Origin of the sequence: Micromonospora zhanjiangensis, assembly GCF_042650605.1 — a bacterium.
Taxonomy (GTDB): domain Bacteria; phylum Actinomycetota; class Actinomycetes; order Mycobacteriales; family Micromonosporaceae; genus Micromonospora_J; species Micromonospora_J zhanjiangensis.
Genome location: NZ_JBHSBN010000012.1, coordinates 1 through 16,232, shown reverse-complemented (window position 1 = coordinate 16,232; position 16,232 = coordinate 1). Strand labels below are relative to the sequence as shown.

The 16,232-nt window shown below is 72.8% G+C and carries 17 protein-coding genes; 5 read left to right on the top strand and 12 right to left on the bottom strand.

Annotated features, from left to right (window positions below):
* Window positions 1-34 precede the first annotated feature (34 nt).
* The 11 genes from ACFOX0_RS18390 to coxB form a co-directional block, all read right to left on the bottom strand.
* Entirely contained in the window at window positions 35-202 is a 168-nt protein-coding gene (locus ACFOX0_RS18390; protein ID WP_377547434.1) for a hypothetical protein, read from the bottom strand.
* 17 nt (window positions 203-219) lie between these two features.
* Window positions 220-402 carry a hypothetical protein gene (locus tag ACFOX0_RS18385; protein ID WP_377547431.1) on the bottom strand — a complete coding sequence of 61 codons (183 nt, stop codon included), beginning with the start codon at window positions 400-402 and terminating at the stop codon, window positions 220-222.
* 264 nt (window positions 403-666) lie between these two features.
* A complete protein-coding gene (qcrB, locus tag ACFOX0_RS18380; RefSeq protein WP_377547429.1) occupies window positions 667-2,394 on the bottom strand; it encodes a cytochrome bc1 complex cytochrome b subunit in 1,728 nt (575 codons plus the stop codon).
* Complete coding sequence (locus ACFOX0_RS18375) at window positions 2,391-3,260, bottom strand: QcrA and Rieske domain-containing protein (RefSeq protein WP_377547426.1); 870 nt, start codon at window positions 3,258-3,260, stop codon at window positions 2,391-2,393. The genes qcrB and ACFOX0_RS18375 overlap by 4 nt, the downstream gene beginning before the upstream one ends.
* Window positions 3,257-4,153 carry a cytochrome bc1 complex diheme cytochrome c subunit gene (qcrC, locus tag ACFOX0_RS18370; protein ID WP_377547424.1) on the bottom strand — a complete coding sequence of 299 codons (897 nt, stop codon included), beginning with the start codon at window positions 4,151-4,153 and terminating at the stop codon, window positions 3,257-3,259. Before qcrC ends, ACFOX0_RS18375 begins: the two co-directional genes overlap by 4 nt.
* 6 nt (window positions 4,154-4,159) lie before the next feature.
* The gene (locus ACFOX0_RS18365; RefSeq protein ID WP_377547422.1) at window positions 4,160-4,555 is read right to left on the bottom strand and encodes a c-type cytochrome; all 396 of its coding nucleotides are present in this window, start codon (window positions 4,553-4,555) and stop codon (window positions 4,160-4,162) included.
* Between the two features lie 89 nt (window positions 4,556-4,644).
* Entirely contained in the window at window positions 4,645-5,523 is an 879-nt protein-coding gene (locus tag ACFOX0_RS18360) for a cytochrome c oxidase assembly protein (protein WP_377547420.1), read from the bottom strand.
* Window positions 5,520-5,921 carry a hypothetical protein gene (locus ACFOX0_RS18355; protein ID WP_377547418.1) on the bottom strand — a complete coding sequence of 134 codons (402 nt, stop codon included), beginning with the start codon at window positions 5,919-5,921 and terminating at the stop codon, window positions 5,520-5,522. The genes ACFOX0_RS18360 and ACFOX0_RS18355 overlap by 4 nt, the downstream gene beginning before the upstream one ends.
* Window positions 5,921-6,538, bottom strand: coding sequence for a cytochrome c oxidase subunit 3 (locus ACFOX0_RS18350; RefSeq protein ID WP_377547416.1), 618 nt, complete (start codon window positions 6,536-6,538; stop codon window positions 5,921-5,923). The genes ACFOX0_RS18355 and ACFOX0_RS18350 overlap by 1 nt, the downstream gene beginning before the upstream one ends.
* Complete coding sequence (ctaD, locus tag ACFOX0_RS18345) at window positions 6,535-8,469, bottom strand: cytochrome c oxidase subunit I (RefSeq protein ID WP_377547413.1); 1,935 nt, start codon at window positions 8,467-8,469, stop codon at window positions 6,535-6,537. The genes ACFOX0_RS18350 and ctaD overlap by 4 nt, the downstream gene beginning before the upstream one ends.
* A 15-nt stretch (window positions 8,470-8,484) precedes the next feature.
* Window positions 8,485-9,516, bottom strand: a complete 1,032-nt coding sequence (coxB, locus tag ACFOX0_RS18340) for a cytochrome c oxidase subunit II (protein WP_377547411.1) — start codon at window positions 9,514-9,516, stop codon at window positions 8,485-8,487.
* Window positions 9,517-9,602: 86 nt separating this feature from the next.
* Here coxB and ccsA point away from each other — a divergent pair, with 86 nt between their 5' ends.
* The 5 genes from ccsA to ACFOX0_RS18315 are packed head-to-tail and all read left to right on the top strand — an operon-like array spanning window position 9,603 to window position 14,311.
* Window positions 9,603-10,397 (top strand): cytochrome c biogenesis protein CcsA, encoded by a 795-nt coding sequence (gene ccsA, locus ACFOX0_RS18335; RefSeq protein ID WP_377547410.1) that lies wholly within the window; start codon window positions 9,603-9,605, stop codon window positions 10,395-10,397.
* Window positions 10,394-10,780 (top strand): cytochrome c maturation protein CcmE, encoded by a 387-nt coding sequence (locus ACFOX0_RS18330; protein ID WP_377547408.1) that lies wholly within the window; start codon window positions 10,394-10,396, stop codon window positions 10,778-10,780. The genes ccsA and ACFOX0_RS18330 overlap by 4 nt, the downstream gene beginning before the upstream one ends.
* Window positions 10,777-12,789 (top strand): heme lyase CcmF/NrfE family subunit, encoded by a 2,013-nt coding sequence (locus tag ACFOX0_RS18325; protein ID WP_377547406.1) that lies wholly within the window; start codon window positions 10,777-10,779, stop codon window positions 12,787-12,789. Before ACFOX0_RS18330 ends, ACFOX0_RS18325 begins: the two co-directional genes overlap by 4 nt.
* Window positions 12,789-13,373 (top strand): TlpA family protein disulfide reductase, encoded by a 585-nt coding sequence (locus tag ACFOX0_RS18320; protein ID WP_377547404.1) that lies wholly within the window; start codon window positions 12,789-12,791, stop codon window positions 13,371-13,373. The genes ACFOX0_RS18325 and ACFOX0_RS18320 overlap by 1 nt, the downstream gene beginning before the upstream one ends.
* Window positions 13,370-14,311, top strand: a complete 942-nt coding sequence (locus tag ACFOX0_RS18315; RefSeq protein ID WP_377547402.1) for a cytochrome c-type biogenesis protein CcmH — start codon at window positions 13,370-13,372, stop codon at window positions 14,309-14,311. The genes ACFOX0_RS18320 and ACFOX0_RS18315 overlap by 4 nt, the downstream gene beginning before the upstream one ends.
* Window positions 14,312-14,335: 24 nt before the next feature.
* Here ACFOX0_RS18315 and ACFOX0_RS18310 read toward each other — a convergent pair whose 3' ends face one another.
* Window positions 14,336-15,508 (bottom strand): FUSC family protein, encoded by a 1,173-nt coding sequence (locus tag ACFOX0_RS18310; protein ID WP_377547400.1) that lies wholly within the window; start codon window positions 15,506-15,508, stop codon window positions 14,336-14,338.
* Between the last annotated feature and the right edge of the window lie 724 nt (window positions 15,509-16,232).

Here is a 16,232-nt window from a genome sequence, read left to right as displayed (position 1 = left end):
AAACCGATCGAGGCGACCGGTTTCCGGGCCGTCGTCACCGGCGGTCCCTGTCCCGGGGCAGCACCGACAGCCGTCCCCGGGCCTCCAGCACCGCCAGGTGCACGGCGCCGACCTCGCCCGTACCGTGCTCGCGCAGCAGGGCGTCCAGGTCGGCCCGGGTCAACCAGCCCGGATGACCGACGAGAGCGGAAACCGCGTCCATCGCCGGACGCCAGGGTTTCAGGAGCGCCGGATCGAACGCGACGCGAGATAGCCCAGAAGCGCACCGACCGCCAGCGTCACCACCCCACGCAGGCTGACCACGGAGCGCAGCCTGCCCAGGCCCGCCTTCGGGTCCACCACACCGCCGGCCACGTCACCCGCCGCCCCGACCACCACGTCACCGAGCTTGCCGTGATCCACCGTCCACCGCCTTCCGGAAGCCGCCGGCTACCCGCCCGACGACCGGCGAAACCCCTCACTCCGCCCGGCCCGTGACCACCCGCTCCGACCGGCCTCACTGCCTTCCGCTGTCGTGACGTACCGGGAAGCTAGCCTCCTGGCAGCCCGGGCCGGCTGCTTCGTCGCCGCCCGGTGCGCCACGCCCGGGTCTGCCGCGCAGCCCGTCCCGGACTGCCTCGGTGGCAGCCGGAACCACCCGGCCCATGGTCGCCGACACGTCAGCGATCACTCCGGATCCGGGCGGTCGTCGAACGGATCCGGCCGCCGGGGCGCCGGGTCGGGCCGCTTCCGCCGGCTCAGGACCGCGACGAGCAGCGCGGCGAACGTCGCCCCCCGGCCGGTGGCCCGGGCCGCCCGGCGCAGCCGGCCACGCGCCGTCCGCGTGGCGGGCAGGGACCGTTCCAGCAACGTCACCGAGCGGCCGCGGTACGCCGTCCGGGCGGCTTCCTCGGCCGCCGAGCGGGACAGGTAACTCTGGTTGCTGGTCAGCTCGATCTTCCCCGACCGGTACCGCCACCGCCAGGTCAGCTCGTCCTGTGGCCACACCTCGACGACCTGGTCCAGCTCCGGGGCGAGCAGTTCCGCCGGCCCGTCACCGCCGGCGTGCCGGTCGACCGCCGCCCGCAGGTGCTCGCGGCCGATCGAGCCCACCCCCTGTCCCCGGCTCGCCCGGAGCGCCCGGGCGATGAGAAAGGCCAGCGGGCCGGCCAGCACCGGCAGCACGAACACCAGGACCCGCAGGATGGAGAGCACGTCCAGCACCGGCACGCGGAGCAGCTTCGCGATGATGTCGTCGGCGGCGGTGACCAGGATCACGGTGAAGAAGGTCAGGCCGGCCACCCCGAGGCCGATCCGCACCGGATGCTCCCGCGGCGGGTCGAGCAACTGGTGCGACGGCCCGCCGCGCAGCCGCCGCCGGTCCAGCCAGGGCACGAGGTAGAGCAGGAGGAAGGTGACCGCGCCGAGGAGCACGCCGGGGACGAAGGGCGCCGCGACGAGGTGTCCGGCGATCCTGAACTCCACCGGGGGCCACAGCCGTAGCGCCCCGTCGCCCCAGGCCACGTACCAGTCGGGCTGGGCCGGTGAGGTGGCGCGGCCCGGCGCGAACGGACCGTAGATCCAGATCGGGTTGATCTGGACCAACCCGCCGAGCCCGAACAGCACCGCCAGCACCCAGGCGAACAGGCTCAGCGTCCGTACCGTGTAGCCGGGCCAGAACCGCGAGCCGACCACGTTGTTCTCGGTGCGGCCGGGCCCGGGGAACTGGCTGTGCTTCTGCCGCACGAGAATCGCCAGGTGCAGGCCGATCAGCGCGGTGAGCACCGCGGGCACGATCAGCACGTGGGTGACGAACATCCGGGGCACAATCTGCTCCCCGGGAAACTCCCCGCCGAACGCGAGGAAGGCGATCCACGACCCGACCACCGGGATGGACAGCACCGCGGACCAGATGATCTGCAGGCCCAGGCCGGACACCAGGTCGTCCGGCATGGAGTAGCCGGTGAAGCCGTTGAGCAGCGCCAGGGCCAGCATGGTGACCCCGATCAGCCAGTTCAGCTCGCGCGGCTTGCGGAACGCGCCGGTGAAGAAGATGCGCAGCAGGTGCAACACGATCGCCCCGACGAACACCAGCGCAGCCCAGTGGTGGGTCTGCCGCATCAGCAGGCCGGCCCGCACGTCGAAGCTCAGCCGCACCGTCGAGGCGTACGCGGCGGAGACGCGGGCACCGTCCAGCGGTGCGAACCTGCCGTGGTACGTGCTCTCCACCGTGCTCGCGTCGAAGAACAAGGTGAGGTAGACGCCTGTCAGCACCAGGGCGACGAACGCGTAGAGCGCTATCTCGCCGAGCATGAACGACCAGTGGTCGGGGAAGATCTTGGCAAGCGCCTTGCGCAGCACCGGCGCGGTGCGCAGCCGGTCGTCCAGGGCGCGGACCAGCCGGTCGATGATCACGGATAGCTCCAGAAGCCGGGACCGGGGGGCGCGGTGAAGTCGCCGGCGGCCACCAGATGGCCGGCCGGATCGAGCCGGATCGGCAGACCCGGCAGGGGTCGGGCCGCCGGTCCGGCCACCGGCCGGGCCGCGGCGAGCAGGTCGAAGTTGGACTGGTGACACGGGCAGAGCAGCCGGCCGGTGCCTTTGAGGTAGAGCCGGACCGGACAGCCGGCGTGCGTGCACAGCAGCGAGTAGACGACCACCCCGTCGACCTGGCCGCCCGGTGGCGGCACGGTCAACTCCGCGGGGTCGAGCCGCACCGCGAAGGCGGGCGCGTCCGCGGCCGTCACGTCCCCCTCGGGGAAGACGCCCACGATCGCGCCCGCGGGCACGTCCGCGGGACGCACCGGCGTGCCGTCGGCGCCGACCAGGCGGACGCCGTCGGCCCACGGTGTGTGCCGGAGCGCGTGCTCGGGGCGGGACTTGTCGAACGGCAGCATCGAGCGCAGCGGGAACAGGGCCGCGCCGCCGAGCGCCAGCAGGGCGCCGCCGAGCGCGGCCACCAGACCGGCCCGCCGGGTCGGGCTCTCCGGGCCCGCCAGCGCCGCGGCGGCCAGGCGCCGCTCGTCGGCGGGGGAGTCGAACGGCTCGTGCTCCTCGACGTACCCGCCGGTGGGGAGCAGGCGGCGTGCCCACAGACTCAGCCCGAGCGCGATGCCGGCGAAGGCTACGGCGAGGCTCGCACCTTCCCACTGGGTCTGTCCGCCGGTGGCGTACGCGGCCGCGAATCCGGCCGCCCCGAGCGCGCTCACCCCGAAGGCGGCCGCGATGACCCGAGCCGCCGTCCGCTGCCCCCGCCCGTCGGACGATCCGCTCGTCGTCATTCGCCGGCCCGGCTTCCGAGCCAGCGGACCAGCAGCATGAGTAGCAGTAGCCCGATCCCCCAGGCGAGCAGCCCTTCGGCGGTCGGGCCGTACCTGCCCATCGACACGCCGCCCCGGTCCAGTCGGGTGCCGCGCAACTGCTGCACGTAGCTGGCCACCGCGTCGACCTGCTGATCGGTGAGGACCTGCGGCGGGAACGCCGGCATCAGCCCGGGACCGACCCGGACCGCCTCGGCCACCTGCAGCGGGGTGGCGCGACTCAGCGCCGGCGCCACCCGGCCGTTGGTCAGCGCCGCGCCGATGCCGCCCGCGGAGTGGCAGGCCGCGCAGTTGGCTTGGTAGATGTCCCGGCCGGCGGTCAGCGAGCCGGGCCTGACCTGAGGAATCGCCGGTCCGCCGGGACCGAAGCCGACGACGTAGGCCACGATGTCGCGGGTCTCCTCGGGAGTGAACACCGGATCCCGGTGCATCGGTTGCGGCGCCTCCTGGCTCAGTGGCATCCGCCCGGTACCCACCTGGAAATCCACATCGGCCGGCCCGACCCCGACCAACGACGGTCCCCGCTGGGAACCCTGCCCGACAGGCCCGTGGCAGCTGCCGCAGCTCTGTTCGTACAGCTGCCGGCCCCGGGCGAGGTCGGTTCCCGGCGCCGGGGCGGCGCCCGGTGCGGCCGGGATCCCGCTGGCGGCCACGGACGGGACGGACCTGGTGGCCACCGCCGAGGGGGTGGCCGGGGCCGGGGGTAGCGGCTGGGCCGCCGCCGGCAGCGGTCCGGGCGCGACCGCCATGGCGAGCGCAGCCAGCGCGGCCAGCGCGCGGCCGCGCCGCCGCGCCGGCACCGGCGGCCCGGCCGTCGAGCGTCGCTGGCCGATCGACGCGTACGTCCGCAGCATCCGCCATCACTCCAGGCTGAACAGATAGGCGGCGATGTCCCGGGCGTCCACGTCGGTGACGCCCAGATTCGGCATGGCGGTGCCCGGCTCCACCGACTGCGGGTTCTGGATCCACCGGCGCAGGTTGTCCGCGTTGTTCGGCAGCTCGCCGGCGATGTACGAGCGGGCTCCGAACCGGGTCAGCGGCGGCCCGACCAGGCCGTTCGCCCGGTCCACCCCCGGCACTGTGTGGCAGCTGCCGCAGCCGTACCGTTGAATCAGCTCCGCCCCGTGGTCCGGCCGGCCGTTGCGGTACAACTCGCCCGGCGGAGGGCTGGCCACCCGGGCACAGGCCGCGGCGAGGCCGACGGCCGCGAGGACCACGGCCAGCGACCAGCCGCGCCGTTCGTGCGGTCCGGTCATTGAACCTTTTTCAACCTCCCCTTGCGCTCCGGCGTCGGCCGAGGTCGAAGACGCGGCTTGCGCACCGCGCGGTTCAGGTTGAAAAAGGTTCATTGTGCTCCCTCCGGTAGTACCGCCGGTTCCGGCGACTGCGATTCCAACCGGCACGTCGCGGGTGGGTCTGCCGGCGTCGACGGGCCGGACGGCGCGAACCAACGGAGGAACAACGCCAAGGCCGCCCCGAGGATCAGTACGTCCATCGGCACCCACATGAGCAGACCGGCGCGCTGCTGGTCCACCAGATCGGTCGCATCGGGATAGATCGGCTGTGGCGCGAGCGTGAACACCGCACCCAGCGCCGAGGCTGGCAGCATGCTGGCGAACAGCATGAGAACGGCCAGCGGTGCAGGCAGCCGGTGGCGCCGCGAGCCGAGGATCGCCGCCCAGAACGCCGCGGCGGTCGCCAGGAAGCAGGCGTGTTCCACCGCGTGAATCCACGGGTCGCGTTCGGCCCGCGTGTACGGGCCGGGTAGGTGCCACAGCCAGAGCGACACCGCCTGAGCGAGGCCGCAGCAGACGGCCAACACGCCGGCACGACGCAGCAACCGGCCGGTCGGACCGACGCGCGCCCGGGCCCAGCAGCGGCGCAGGGCGGCCGGCGCGGCCAGTGCGAGTGGCAACCCCGGTGCGCCGGCGCCCAGCAGCGGCCCGGCTACCACCAGCAACAGCATGTGCTGGCTCATGTGGCCGGTCAGCGACGCCTCGGCCAGTTCGTGCACCGGGCCGGTGACCGCGATCAGCGGAACCAGCAGTCCGAGTCCGAAGGCGACGACCCGCCAGCCCGGAATGACGACGCCCGCTCCTCGTCGTCGCCACAGCTCGTGCACGCCCCGGCCGTAGGCACCGGCCAGCAGCCCCACGCCGACCAGCAGGGCCATCGTCGTCAGTGACTCCGCACGTGTGTCGGCACCGTGTGCCAGAACGGTCATCGTTGGCATGCCGGGAACACCAGGACCGCGACGCCACCGAGCACGATCATCGCCAGGCTCAGCAGGTCCAGGAAGACGCCCGCCAGGGCCAACAGGTGCGCCCGGCCGATCCCTTGATCCTCCGCCACCCGCCCGGTGCGGCGGAGCCGTCGGACGGCGACGAGCGATACCACGAGCGCCGCGACCGCGACGAGAGCCGGAACGGCAACGGAAAGGCCGACCGCCGCGGTGAGCGGAAGGCCCGCGAGGTTCTCGTGGCCCGAGGCGCAGGTCAGCTCATCGATAGTCCAGGCGGCCAGGACGTGCGCGGTCCACGCCAGTACCCCGCCGAGGGCGGCGAACCAGAGTAGGAGTCCGCCCGTGGTGCGAGCGGGCCGGAACGTCGCCGGGCTGGTCATCACAGCCTCGGGCTCAGGTAGATGGTGAACAGGATGGCGACCCAGACGATGTCGACGAAGTGCCAGTAGAGCGCCGCGACGCTCACCTGCTCGTGGTGCCGGGAACCGAAGCTGCCCTGGGCGGAGGCGGCGAGCAGCCAGCTCGTCATCAACATTCCGACCAGCACGTGGAAGCCGTGGAAGCCGGTGATGAAGTAGAACAGCGAGCCGTAGACATTGGTGGTGAAGGTGAAGTGGTGCAGCTTCTCGTCGTACTCCGTGCCCTGCAGGATGAGGAACGTCAGGCCCATCAGCAGGGTGGCGACCAGGCCGACGCGCAGCCGCCAGCGCCGCCCCTTGCGGATGCCGCGCTCGGCCCACAGCAGCGGCACGCTGCTCGGTACGAGCACGGCCGTCATGATCAGCGGCTTGACGAGTTTGGGTGCCTCGATGCCGCCCGGCGGCCAGTCGCCGCCGTGCTGGAACCGCAGATAGAAGTAGCTGCCGAGGAGGGCCGCGAAGAAGGTCGCCTCGGTGGTGATGAGCATGACCATTCCCCACCAGCCCGTGCTCCGGCCCGCCGGCTGCTCCGCGGCCAGCGCGTCCGGGGCGGTCAGCGCCGCGATCCGCTCGGTCATCGACTCACCGCCCCGGCCTCCTCCGGAGTGCGGCGCGGCGGCCACAGCCAGCGGAACAGGATGCCGGCCACCACCGCCAGGGCGGCGACGGCCGCCCAGTACCGGCCGAACAACAGGCAGCCGAACAACACCAGCAGCGCCACGCCGACCAGGAGCGGCTTGAGGCTCTCCTCGGGCATCTCCACCACCCGCTCGTACCGGCCGTCGAGTTCACTCGTGAAAATGGTCTTGCGGCCGTCGGCGAGGATCCGGTCGGCGGCGGCGCCCGGACCGATCGAGTCGATCGTCCGGTCGTCCCAGACCGGGTGCACGGTCCAGACCCGAGGCAGCACCGCGAAGTTGTAGGGACGCGGTGGTGAGGCGGTGGCCCATTCGAGGCTGTCCCCGCCCCACGGGTTGTCCCCGGCGGGCCGGCCACGACGCAGCGTCCACCCCACGTTCGCGACCACCAACAGCAGTCCGACAGCGAGCACGTACGCCCCGAGCGTGGCCACCAGGTTCCAGCCGGTCCAGCCGAGCCCGCCGGGGTAGGTGTAGACGCGCCGTGGCATGCCGAACAGCCCGGACAGGTGCATGGGGAAGAACGTGCCGTTCATGCCGATGAGGATCAGCCAGAACGACCACCGGCCGAGGCGCTCGTTGAACATCCGGCCCGTCATCTTGGGCAGCCAGTGGTGGATGGCCGCGAGGATCGGGAAGACCGCACCGCCGAACAGCACGTAGTGGAAGTGCGCCACGATGAAGTACGAGTCGGTCACCTGTTGGTCGAAGGCGGTCATCGCGAACATCACCCCGGTGAGACCGCCGATGACGAACGTGACGATGAAGCCCACGACGTACAGGAACGGCACCCTGACCACGATGCGGCCGAGTGCCATGGTCGCCAGCCAGGCGAACATCTGAATGCCGGAGGGGATCGTGATGATCGTGCTGGCCGCGCTGAAGAAGCTGAGCGACAGCTGCGGCAGGCCGGTGGCGAACATGTGGTGCACCCAGACGCCGAACGAGATGATCGCGATGGCCACGATGGCCAGCACGATCAGCGGGTAGCCGACGATCGCCCGCCGGCAGAACACCGGCAGCACGGCCGAGACGATGCCGAGGGCGGGCATCACGATGATGTAGACGTCGGGATGGCCGAAGATCCAGAACAGGTGTTGCCAGAGCAGCACGTTGCCGCCGTTGCCGGGATCGAAGAAGTGCGTGCCGAACCGGCGGTCGAGGAACAGCATCGCGTTGTCCAGGTTGAGCGCCGGCAGCGCGAAGATGACCATGAACGAGGTGGCGACGATCGCCCAGACAAAGATGGGTACCCGGTTGAGCGACATCCCGGGCGCCCGGAGCTTCAGCGCGGTCACGATGAAATTGATCGAGCCGGCCGTGGTGGAGATTCCCAGGAACAGCAGCCCGAGGGTGTACACGTCCATGTGTAGTCCGGGGGTGTTCTGCTCCTCGGTCAGCGGGACGTAGGCGAACCACCCGCCGTTCGGGGCGGCGCCGGCCGGCACGCTGGCCCACATGAACAGCCCGGCGAACAGGAACACCCAGTAGCCGAAGGCGTTCAGCCGGGGGAAGGCCATGTCGCGGGCACCGACCATGAGTGGAACCAGAAAGTTGCCGAAGCCGAACAGCATCGGCGTGGAGAACAGGAAGATCATCGCGGTGCCGTGCATCGTGAACAGCTGGTTGTACTCCTGGGGTGAGACGATGCCGGCCTCCGGGCCGGCCAGTTGGGTCCGCATGACCATCGCGCTCACGCCGGCGAACCCGAAGAACAACCCCGCGGTGACCAGGTAACGCCGGCCGATCCGCTTGTGGTCGACGGTGGTGAAGAAGGTCCGGAAGGTCTTCTCCTCGCCCCAGTGCTCCTCCAGTTGACGCATCGCCTCCGGCGGTGCGCCCTCCAGGGGATGGGCGGCTGTGGCGGACATTCTGCTCCTTCCGGCTCAGCGCAGCGACCGCAGATAGGCGATGAGGTCCGGCAGCCGGTCCGCGGGGACCGGCTGTGGCGGCATCGCGTTGCCGGGTTTGCTGGTCTGCGAGTTGGCGATCCAGCCGCCCAGATGGCCGCCGTCGTTGGGCAGGGCCCCCGCGCCGAGGCTCCACCGGGCCCCCACGTCGGACAGGTCCGGTCCCACCAGTCCCGTGGCCGGGGTGCCCCGCACGGTATGGCAGGAGGAGCAGGCCGCCTGCAGGAAGGCCTCCTGCCCCCGCCGCTGGTCATCGGTCTGCGGTGCGGGCGCGGCGGCACCGAGCCGGGCGTACCAGGCGTCGAAGTCGGCCCGGGGCTGGGCCACCACGAGGAACGCCATGTGCGCGTGCTGCAGCCCGCAGTACTCGGCACACTGTCCCCGATATTCTCCGCGCCGATCGGCGCGCAGCCACGTCTCGCGCAACTCGCCGGCGATGAGATCGGTCTTCGGCATCAGCTGCGGCACCCAGAAGCTGTGCAGGACATCCGCGGTACGGAGCCGGATCCGTACCTTCTCGCCGACCGGGATGTGGATCTCGTTGGCGGTGGCACCGGGGCTGCCCGCGTACCGGACCTCCCACCACCACTTGTGCCCGATGGCGTCCACCGTCACGGCGGCCTTGTCGGGCCCGTGCCCGAGCGCGGCGAGATCCCGGAGCCCGACGCCGTACACGGCGACCAGGACGAAGGCCGGCAGCACCGCACCGGCGACGACGACGAACCGGGTCGGGTCGCCCCTGCGCGCCGACCGGGCCCGACGCCGGAAGACCAGCGCCCAGGTGAGGAATGCCATGACCTCGACGAACACGACCACGGAGATCCAGAACATCAGCCACCAGAGGCCGGCCACCCGACTCGCGCCGGCGCCGCCAGGATCCAGTGCCGACGGCGAGTGCGGCGAGCAGGCCGCGAGGGCGAGCAGGACCACGGGCAACGCCGTCCCGCGGAGCGGCCGCCCGACCCGGGCAAAGATCCGACGGGCAGGCGACGCGGGTACGGGATCCACCATTCGACGGTAATTCCCTGGATTCGGCCTGGTCGCTACTTTCGCACTTTTCAGGGCTTTTAGTCTTTACGTCCTACTATGGACCGGTGAGAGCGACGCACACCTCCGAAACCGTCCGCACCCCGCTCACGGCCGGACCGGCCGCCACCGCGAACCGCCGTAGCCTCGGTTGGCTCGCCGCCGGGCTGGGCGCCGCGGCCGCCGCGGCCGGTGGCCTGGTGGCCCCCACCGACGCCGTCCAGGGTCAGATCCAGCGGCTGATGTACCTGCACGTTCCCGCCGCCTGGGTGGGCATGCTGGCCTTCGGCGTGGTCCTCGCCGCGAGCGTCGGCTACCTCGCCACTCGAGACCTGCGATGGGACCGCTGCGGACGGGCGGCCGCCGAGGTCGGCGTCGGCGCCACCGTGCTGGCGCTGCTGGTGGGTGCGGGCTGGGGTCGGGCGGTCTGGGGCACCTGGTGGGCCTGGGACCCCCGCCTGGTCAGCACCGCTCTCCTGGTCCTGGCCTACACCGGCTATCTGGCGCTGCGCGGCGCCGTCGGCGCGGACGACGGCGGTCACCCTGCCGCTCGGCGCGCGGCCGCCGTCGGGATCGTGGCGTTCGGCCTCGTTCCGGTGGTGCACTACTCGGTCGTGTGGTGGCGGTCGCTGCACCAGCAGGCCACCATCCTCGGCCCGACCCGGCCGCCGATCGAGCCGGTCATGGGGGCCAGCCTCGTCCTCGCCGCGCTGGCCTGCACCGGCCTGGCGGGCTGGCTGTTCCTGCACCGGCTGTCCCGGCTGGAGACGGTGGCGCTCGTCGACGGGCCCGGCCCGGTGCCGGTGCCGGTGCCGGCGCCCGTCGCCCCGCCTGAGCAACCGGTGCCGGTGGGGCGACGGTGACCCGCCGCCGCCGGCACCGTCTCGCCCTGTCGGCCCTCGCGGCCGCCGGCCTCGTCGTGCTGGTCACGGCGGCCCTGCAGGGCACCCTCAGCTACTACCGGAGCCCCGCGGAACTGCTGGACCACCCCGACGGCCAACGGACCCGGCTCGGCGGCACGGTCGAGCCCGGCTCACTGCGCTCGGACGGCGGGCAACTGCGCTTCCGGCTCGGCGGCGGCGGCCGGGCGGTGACCGTACGCACCGAGGGCCTGCTGCCCGCCTCGTTCCGGGAGGGCCAGGACGCCGTGGTGGAGGGCGTGCTGACCGCCGACGGCACATTCCGGGCCGACCAGGTGCTGGTGCGACACGGCAACGAGTACCGCCCGACCGAGGTTGCCCGGTGACCGGTGGAGTGGGCGGCTGGGCCCTGTCCGCCGGGCTGGTCGCCGCGGTGGCGGCCACCCTGCTCTGGCTGCGGCTGGCGCTGGCCATCGGCGCCACCGCCCGGCAGGCGCGGATCGCCACCGGGCTGACCCTGCTGGCCGCCACGGTGGCCGTGGGCGCTCTCGAGTGGGCGCTCGTCCGGCACGACTTCGCGATCCGGTACGTCGCCGAGAACGGCGGCCGGGACGTGCCGCTGTATTACACCGTGACCGGCCTGTGGTCTGCGCTGGACGGATCGCTGCTGCTCTGGCTGCTGATCCTGACCGGGTACGCGGCGCTGTTGTCCCTGCGGGTCCCGACCGGCGCGGCGCCGGTACACCGTTGGGCAATGGTGGTGGTCGGCCTGGTCTGCGTCTTTTTCTTCGCCCTCACCACGTTCGCCGCGAATCCGTTCCGCCTCGTCGACCCGGTACCGGCCGACGGGCCGGGCCCGAATCCCCTGTTGCAGCAGCATCCGGCCATGGGCGTGCACCCGCCGCTGCTCTACGCCGGTTACATCGGCCTGGTGATCCCCTTCGCGTACGCGCTCGGCGGTCTACTGGCCGGGACGGGCCGGGACCGGTGGCTCGCTCCGGCCCGGGCGTGGGCGCTGCCGGCCTGGGCGCTGCTCACCGCGGGCATCACCCTCGGCGCCTGGTGGTCGTACGCGGTGCTCGGCTGGGGCGGGTACTGGGCCTGGGATCCGGTGGAGAACGCCTCCCTGCTGCCGTGGCTCACCACCACGGCCTTCCTGCACACGGCGCTGGGACCGCGCCGGCACGCCGAACCGGGCTGGCGGGTCGGACTGGCCACCGCGAGCTTCCTGCTGGTGCTGGTCGGCACCTTCCTGACCCGCTCCGGTGCGGTACCCAGCGTGCACGCCTTCACCCGGTCGGCACTCGGCCCGCTGCTGCTGGGATTCATCCTGCTGGTCACCCTGGCCGTGGTCGCCTTGCTGGGGTGGCGCGGCCAACCAGCGGGCGACAGCGCGCCGAGTGCCCTGCTGAGCCGCGCCGCCGCGCTGGTCGGCAACCGGGTGCTGTTGGTGTCCATCGCCGCGGTGGTGCTGGTCGGCACGGTCTACCCGATGCTCGCCGAGGCGTTCTCCGCTGCCCGGTCGAGCGTCGGACCCGGCTACTTCAACCGGGCCGTCATCCCGTTGGCCATCGCGTTGCTGGTGCTGATGGGCCTGCCGGCACTGCTGTCCCGGCCGGTGCCCGACCGGTCGGCGGGTCGCGCCGAGCGCGAGTCGCCGCCGTCGGGGACGACCCGAGTCGACGGTAGTGGGCTGTTGCTGGCCGCGGTGGCGGCGGCCGCGACGGTGACGGTGATCGGAACGGTCGGCCGGCCCGGTTCGCTGCCGCTGGCCGCCTTCGGGGCTGCGGCGTTCGCGCTGGTCGGTCTGGTGCGCGGCGCGGCCGGGCGCCACGACGGTTCCCGGCCCGCCCGGGTCCGCCGGTTCGGCGCCGTGACCGCACACCTGGGGGTGGTGCTGGTCGCGGTGGGGGCGGCGGCCTCGGCCGGCTGGACCGCCTCGGCCGAGCGGCAGCTCGGGGTGGGCGACACGCTGCGAGTCGGCGGCAGCACGGCCCGGCTGGAGACGCTGGACCGGGTCCGCGACGGTGCCGGAATGCGGGTACGCGCCCGGCTGGCGATCACGCAGGGCCCTGGGACGGGCGGCGTCCTGACTCCGACGCTGCGCTACTACCCGGGCCGGGACGTCACGGTCAGCGTGCCGGGGATCGACGCCGGGCCGCTCCGGGACCGGTACGCCACCCTGGTGGCGGCCACCGCGGACGGGTCGGTGGCCACGATCCGGCTGGCGGTCAACCCGATGATCGGGGTGCTCTGGGCCGGCGGTGGGCTGATCGCGTTCGGCGGCCTGCTCGCCCTGGCCCGGCCACGCCGCCGCGGCGTTCCCGCACCGCACCGGTCCAGCCGCCTCGGCGACCGGGCATCCACCCGGCCGGGCGCGGCGAGGACCGGCTGATGTCCCGGACGCCGCGGATCACCCGCCGCCGGGTCCTGGCCACCGTCGCGGCGCTGCTGGTCGTGTCCGTCCTGGGTGTCGTCCTTGCGGTCGCCCTCGGCCGCGACGGTGCCGCCGACCCGACGGCCGACCGGATCGGCCGGCCCGCTCCGGGGTTGGCCGGACCGACCCTTGACGGCGGTCGGGTCGAACTCGCCGGGCTGCGTGGGTCCGTGGTGCTGGTGAACGTCTTCGCCTCCTGGTGCGGTCCCTGCCGCGACGAGCTGCCGCTGCTGGCCGACGCCCAGCGACGGTGGGCCGCCCGCGGTTTCCGGGTGATCGGGGTGGACGTGCGGGACGGCCCGGACGCGGCCCGGGCACTGCTCGCACAGACCGGCGCCGACCAGCTCACCGTGCTGCCCGATCCGACCGGCGTGATCGCCGTGGACTGGGGGGCGGTGGGCGTGCCGGAGACGTACCTGGTCGGCCCCGACGGCCGGATCGAGGCATGGGAACGGGGACCCGTCACCGCCGGCTGGCTGCAGCGACGGGTCGACCCGTTGCTGGGGAAACCGGCGCCCGGACCGGGCGAGGAACCGGGATGACCGCCCGGCGCGCGCTGCTGGCGGCAGTCCTGCTGCTGGCGCTCGGTGCCGCCACCGTCGGCGTGTGGCGACCGTTCGACGCCGAGGCGGGGGGCGACCCGGTGCGGCGGTTGGCCGGCCAGCTCCGTTGCCCGGCGTGTCAGGGCGAGTCGGTGGCGGACTCCCAGTCGCCGATCGCGGTGGCCATGCGCCAGGTGATCGCGGACCAGCTCGCCCGGGGGCGCACCCCCGGGCAGGTCCGCGCCTACCTGGTGGACCGGTACGGGCCGGACGTCCTGGCCGCGCCGCCGGCCCACGGTGCCGGGCTGGTGCTGTGGCTGCTGCCCGCCGTTGTCCTGGTCGGCACCACCGGCGCCGCGATCTGGCGAGGGCGACGTCGGGGACGCGGAAAAGCCGGAGGCAGGTCGGACGAGCACCCGCCGTCGGGGACGCGGGACCGATCACGACGCCGCCGGGACCGACAGCTCGCCGGCCGCCGCTTCCCGCTGGTCTGGAATCTCGCCGCCACGGCCGTCGTCGCGGGAGTCGTCGCGGTCGCGGTGGTCGGCACACTCGGGGGCGGGGACCGGCCACCCCCGGCGGTTCCGGCCGACCCCGTGCCCGGACAACTCGCCCTCGCCCGCCAACTGGAGCAACAGGGCCAGTTCGACGCGGCGGCCGAGGTATACCGGACCGTCCTGGCCAGCCGACCCGACGACGGCGTCCGGCTGCGCCTCGCCTTCACCCTGGTCCGCTCGGGACGGCCGGTCGAGGCCGCCGGCCTGGCCGACCAGGTCCTCGCCGCCAGACCCGACGATCCGCAGTCGTTGCTCGTTCTCGGGCTCGCGCAACGGGCCACCCGGTCCGCAGCCGCGACGGATACCTTGCGCCGCTTCCTCGCCGTGGACCCGGCCAACCCCGCCGCGCCCGAGATCCGCCGGCTGCTGGACGAGGGCTGACCTTCGCGGCCGCACCGGCCGGGCTCACGCCGCCGACCGTTCGTGACCCACCCGGGTGGCCAGGCGGATCCGCCGGTCGGCGCCCGGGACCGAACACCCACTGGCCTTGAGCAGGTCGCTCGCGGTGATCCTCAACTGGGTGACGACGGCCTCGCCGAAGGTACCCAGACCGCAGCCCGCGGCCGAACCGGCGTGCACCGCCGCCAGCATCCCGAGCCGGCGCATCTCGGCGTGTCCGGGTCGGCGCCGCGACACCTCTCGGAGCTGCCGTACCGCCGCGGTGAGGCAACCGACGGCATCCGCCAGCGCGGCCGGCAGCGGTTCGTCGTACCGCAGCAGCGTGGCGGCCCGCCGCGCCAGGCCCTGCGCGTCGTCGATCACCAGGCTCAGGTTTCGGGCGCCCCGGGCGTACCAGTCGACGTCCTCCCGGCGGGGCCAGCGGGCCGGGGCGATCCGCACCACCTCCTCGGCACCCTGCACCGCCTCATTCATGCGATCGACCTGTGCGGCCATCCCCCGCAGCGACCGCATCGCCGCCTCCATCCGCTCCGGATCCCGGCCACGCAGCGAACGCTCGACAGCGCACAACTGCTCGATGAGCTGTTCGAAGACCGGCTCGGCCGCCCGGCGGATGACCCGGACGGGATGCAGCGGCAACAGCAGTCCCACCACGATCAGGGCCGTCACACTGCCGACGGCCGCACCGGCCGCCCGGGGCAGCTCAAGGTTCCGGTGGCTGCTCGACAGCGTCGCGATCAACACGGCCGTACCACCGACCTGGGCTATCACGGTGCCGCGGCGCCCGCCGAGGGCGAGGGCGATACCGAGAGCCAGCGTGACGATGAGCCCGATCTGCCAGGCGCCGGTGCCGACGAAGTACACCAAGCCGTCGCCGATCAGGAGTCCCAGGCCGGTGCCGACCAGCAGTTCGATCGTCCGGCGGGTCCGCTGGCCGAGCGCCGCGACGATCGTGCCGACCGCCGCGGACGGAGCGAACACCGGGTCCGGGTTTCCCCCCACGTGGCGGGCCAGCCACCAGGACCCGCCGGCCGCCACCCCCGCCTGCAGGGCGATCACGGCGAGGATCTCCCACTGCCGCCAACGGAGCCGGGCGATCCCGGCGATCTGCCGGCTTTCCCGCCCGGCCGCATCCGACAGCCTCCGCCGAGGACGGCCCCGCCACACAAGCCTGACCATGTCCGGCTCTACCCGTTTAGCCCCGGCATAGGCCCGTTCAAACGAGCCGGCTGGACGGGACGTGGTTTGCTGCCGACGCCGCTCGGGAAGAAGCCGGTGATCCGGCATCAACCGGGGGCGGGGCATCGATCTGACAGAAATCGCTTCAGGCGCTCCGGAAGCGAGCAGGCATTCAGGTGTCGGTGGGCAGCGAACTGCGGACATCCCCGCACCCGACCCGTACGGGACGATGACCTGGATCTTGCCCGGCACGACCGCGACCGGCTCGTTGAAGGTCAACTCGACGGTACGGAGTTGGAATCGACGACCGATCCCGATCAGGGCGCCGACGATCGCGATGGCCATCTCGACGGGCGCTCGGGCTAAGCTCGATACGTCTGCATAGCCGGACAGAACGGCATCACGCATCACGTCCTAATGCCATCCCGTGTCGGCCGCTCCTCCCCTGGAGGGCCGTCGCCGTTACCGGGTCCGTTACGGTGAACGGTCAAGGACCCGTCCTGCCGCCCCGCCCAGACTGGGCCCAAGTACTGGCCCCGGCCCCAGCGGAGGGCCGGGGCCAGGCTCGGGCCCGACATGGTCGGGATCTGCCGGAGGCTAGCCCCAACGCCGTTCAGTTAGGCGTGGGCGGGTGCGGTCAAGGGGTGTGTTGATCAGGACGTGAGAAGCGGAGTTCCGGTATCAAGGTTTGTCACTCCAAGACAACCCAGAACCAGGAACCCCG

Bases quoted from the DNA above. Each gene is read 5' to 3' on its own strand.
- ACFOX0_RS18390 (WP_377547434.1), bottom strand. From the start codon at position 202: ATGGACGCGGTTTCCGCTCTCGTCGGTCATCCGGGCTGGTTGACCCGG.
- ACFOX0_RS18375 (WP_377547426.1), bottom strand. From the start codon at position 3,260: ATGACGACGAGCGGATCGTCCGACGGGCGGGGGCAGCGGACGGCGGCT.
- qcrC (WP_377547424.1), bottom strand. From the start codon at position 4,153: ATGCTGCGGACGTACGCGTCGATCGGCCAGCGACGCTCGACGGCCGGG.
- ACFOX0_RS18365 (WP_377547422.1), bottom strand. From the start codon at position 4,555: ATGACCGGACCGCACGAACGGCGCGGCTGGTCGCTGGCCGTGGTCCTC.
- ACFOX0_RS18360 (WP_377547420.1), bottom strand. From the start codon at position 5,523: ATGACCGTTCTGGCACACGGTGCCGACACACGTGCGGAGTCACTGACG.
- ACFOX0_RS18355 (WP_377547418.1), bottom strand. From the start codon at position 5,921: ATGACCAGCCCGGCGACGTTCCGGCCCGCTCGCACCACGGGCGGACTC.
- ACFOX0_RS18350 (WP_377547416.1), bottom strand. From the start codon at position 6,538: ATGACCGAGCGGATCGCGGCGCTGACCGCCCCGGACGCGCTGGCCGCG.
- ctaD (WP_377547413.1), bottom strand. From the start codon at position 8,469: ATGTCCGCCACAGCCGCCCATCCCCTGGAGGGCGCACCGCCGGAGGCG.
- ACFOX0_RS18320 (WP_377547404.1), top strand. From the start codon at position 12,789: ATGTCCCGGACGCCGCGGATCACCCGCCGCCGGGTCCTGGCCACCGTC.
- ACFOX0_RS18315 (WP_377547402.1), top strand. From the start codon at position 13,370: ATGACCGCCCGGCGCGCGCTGCTGGCGGCAGTCCTGCTGCTGGCGCTC.
- ACFOX0_RS18310 (WP_377547400.1), bottom strand. From the start codon at position 15,508: ATGGTCAGGCTTGTGTGGCGGGGCCGTCCTCGGCGGAGGCTGTCGGAT.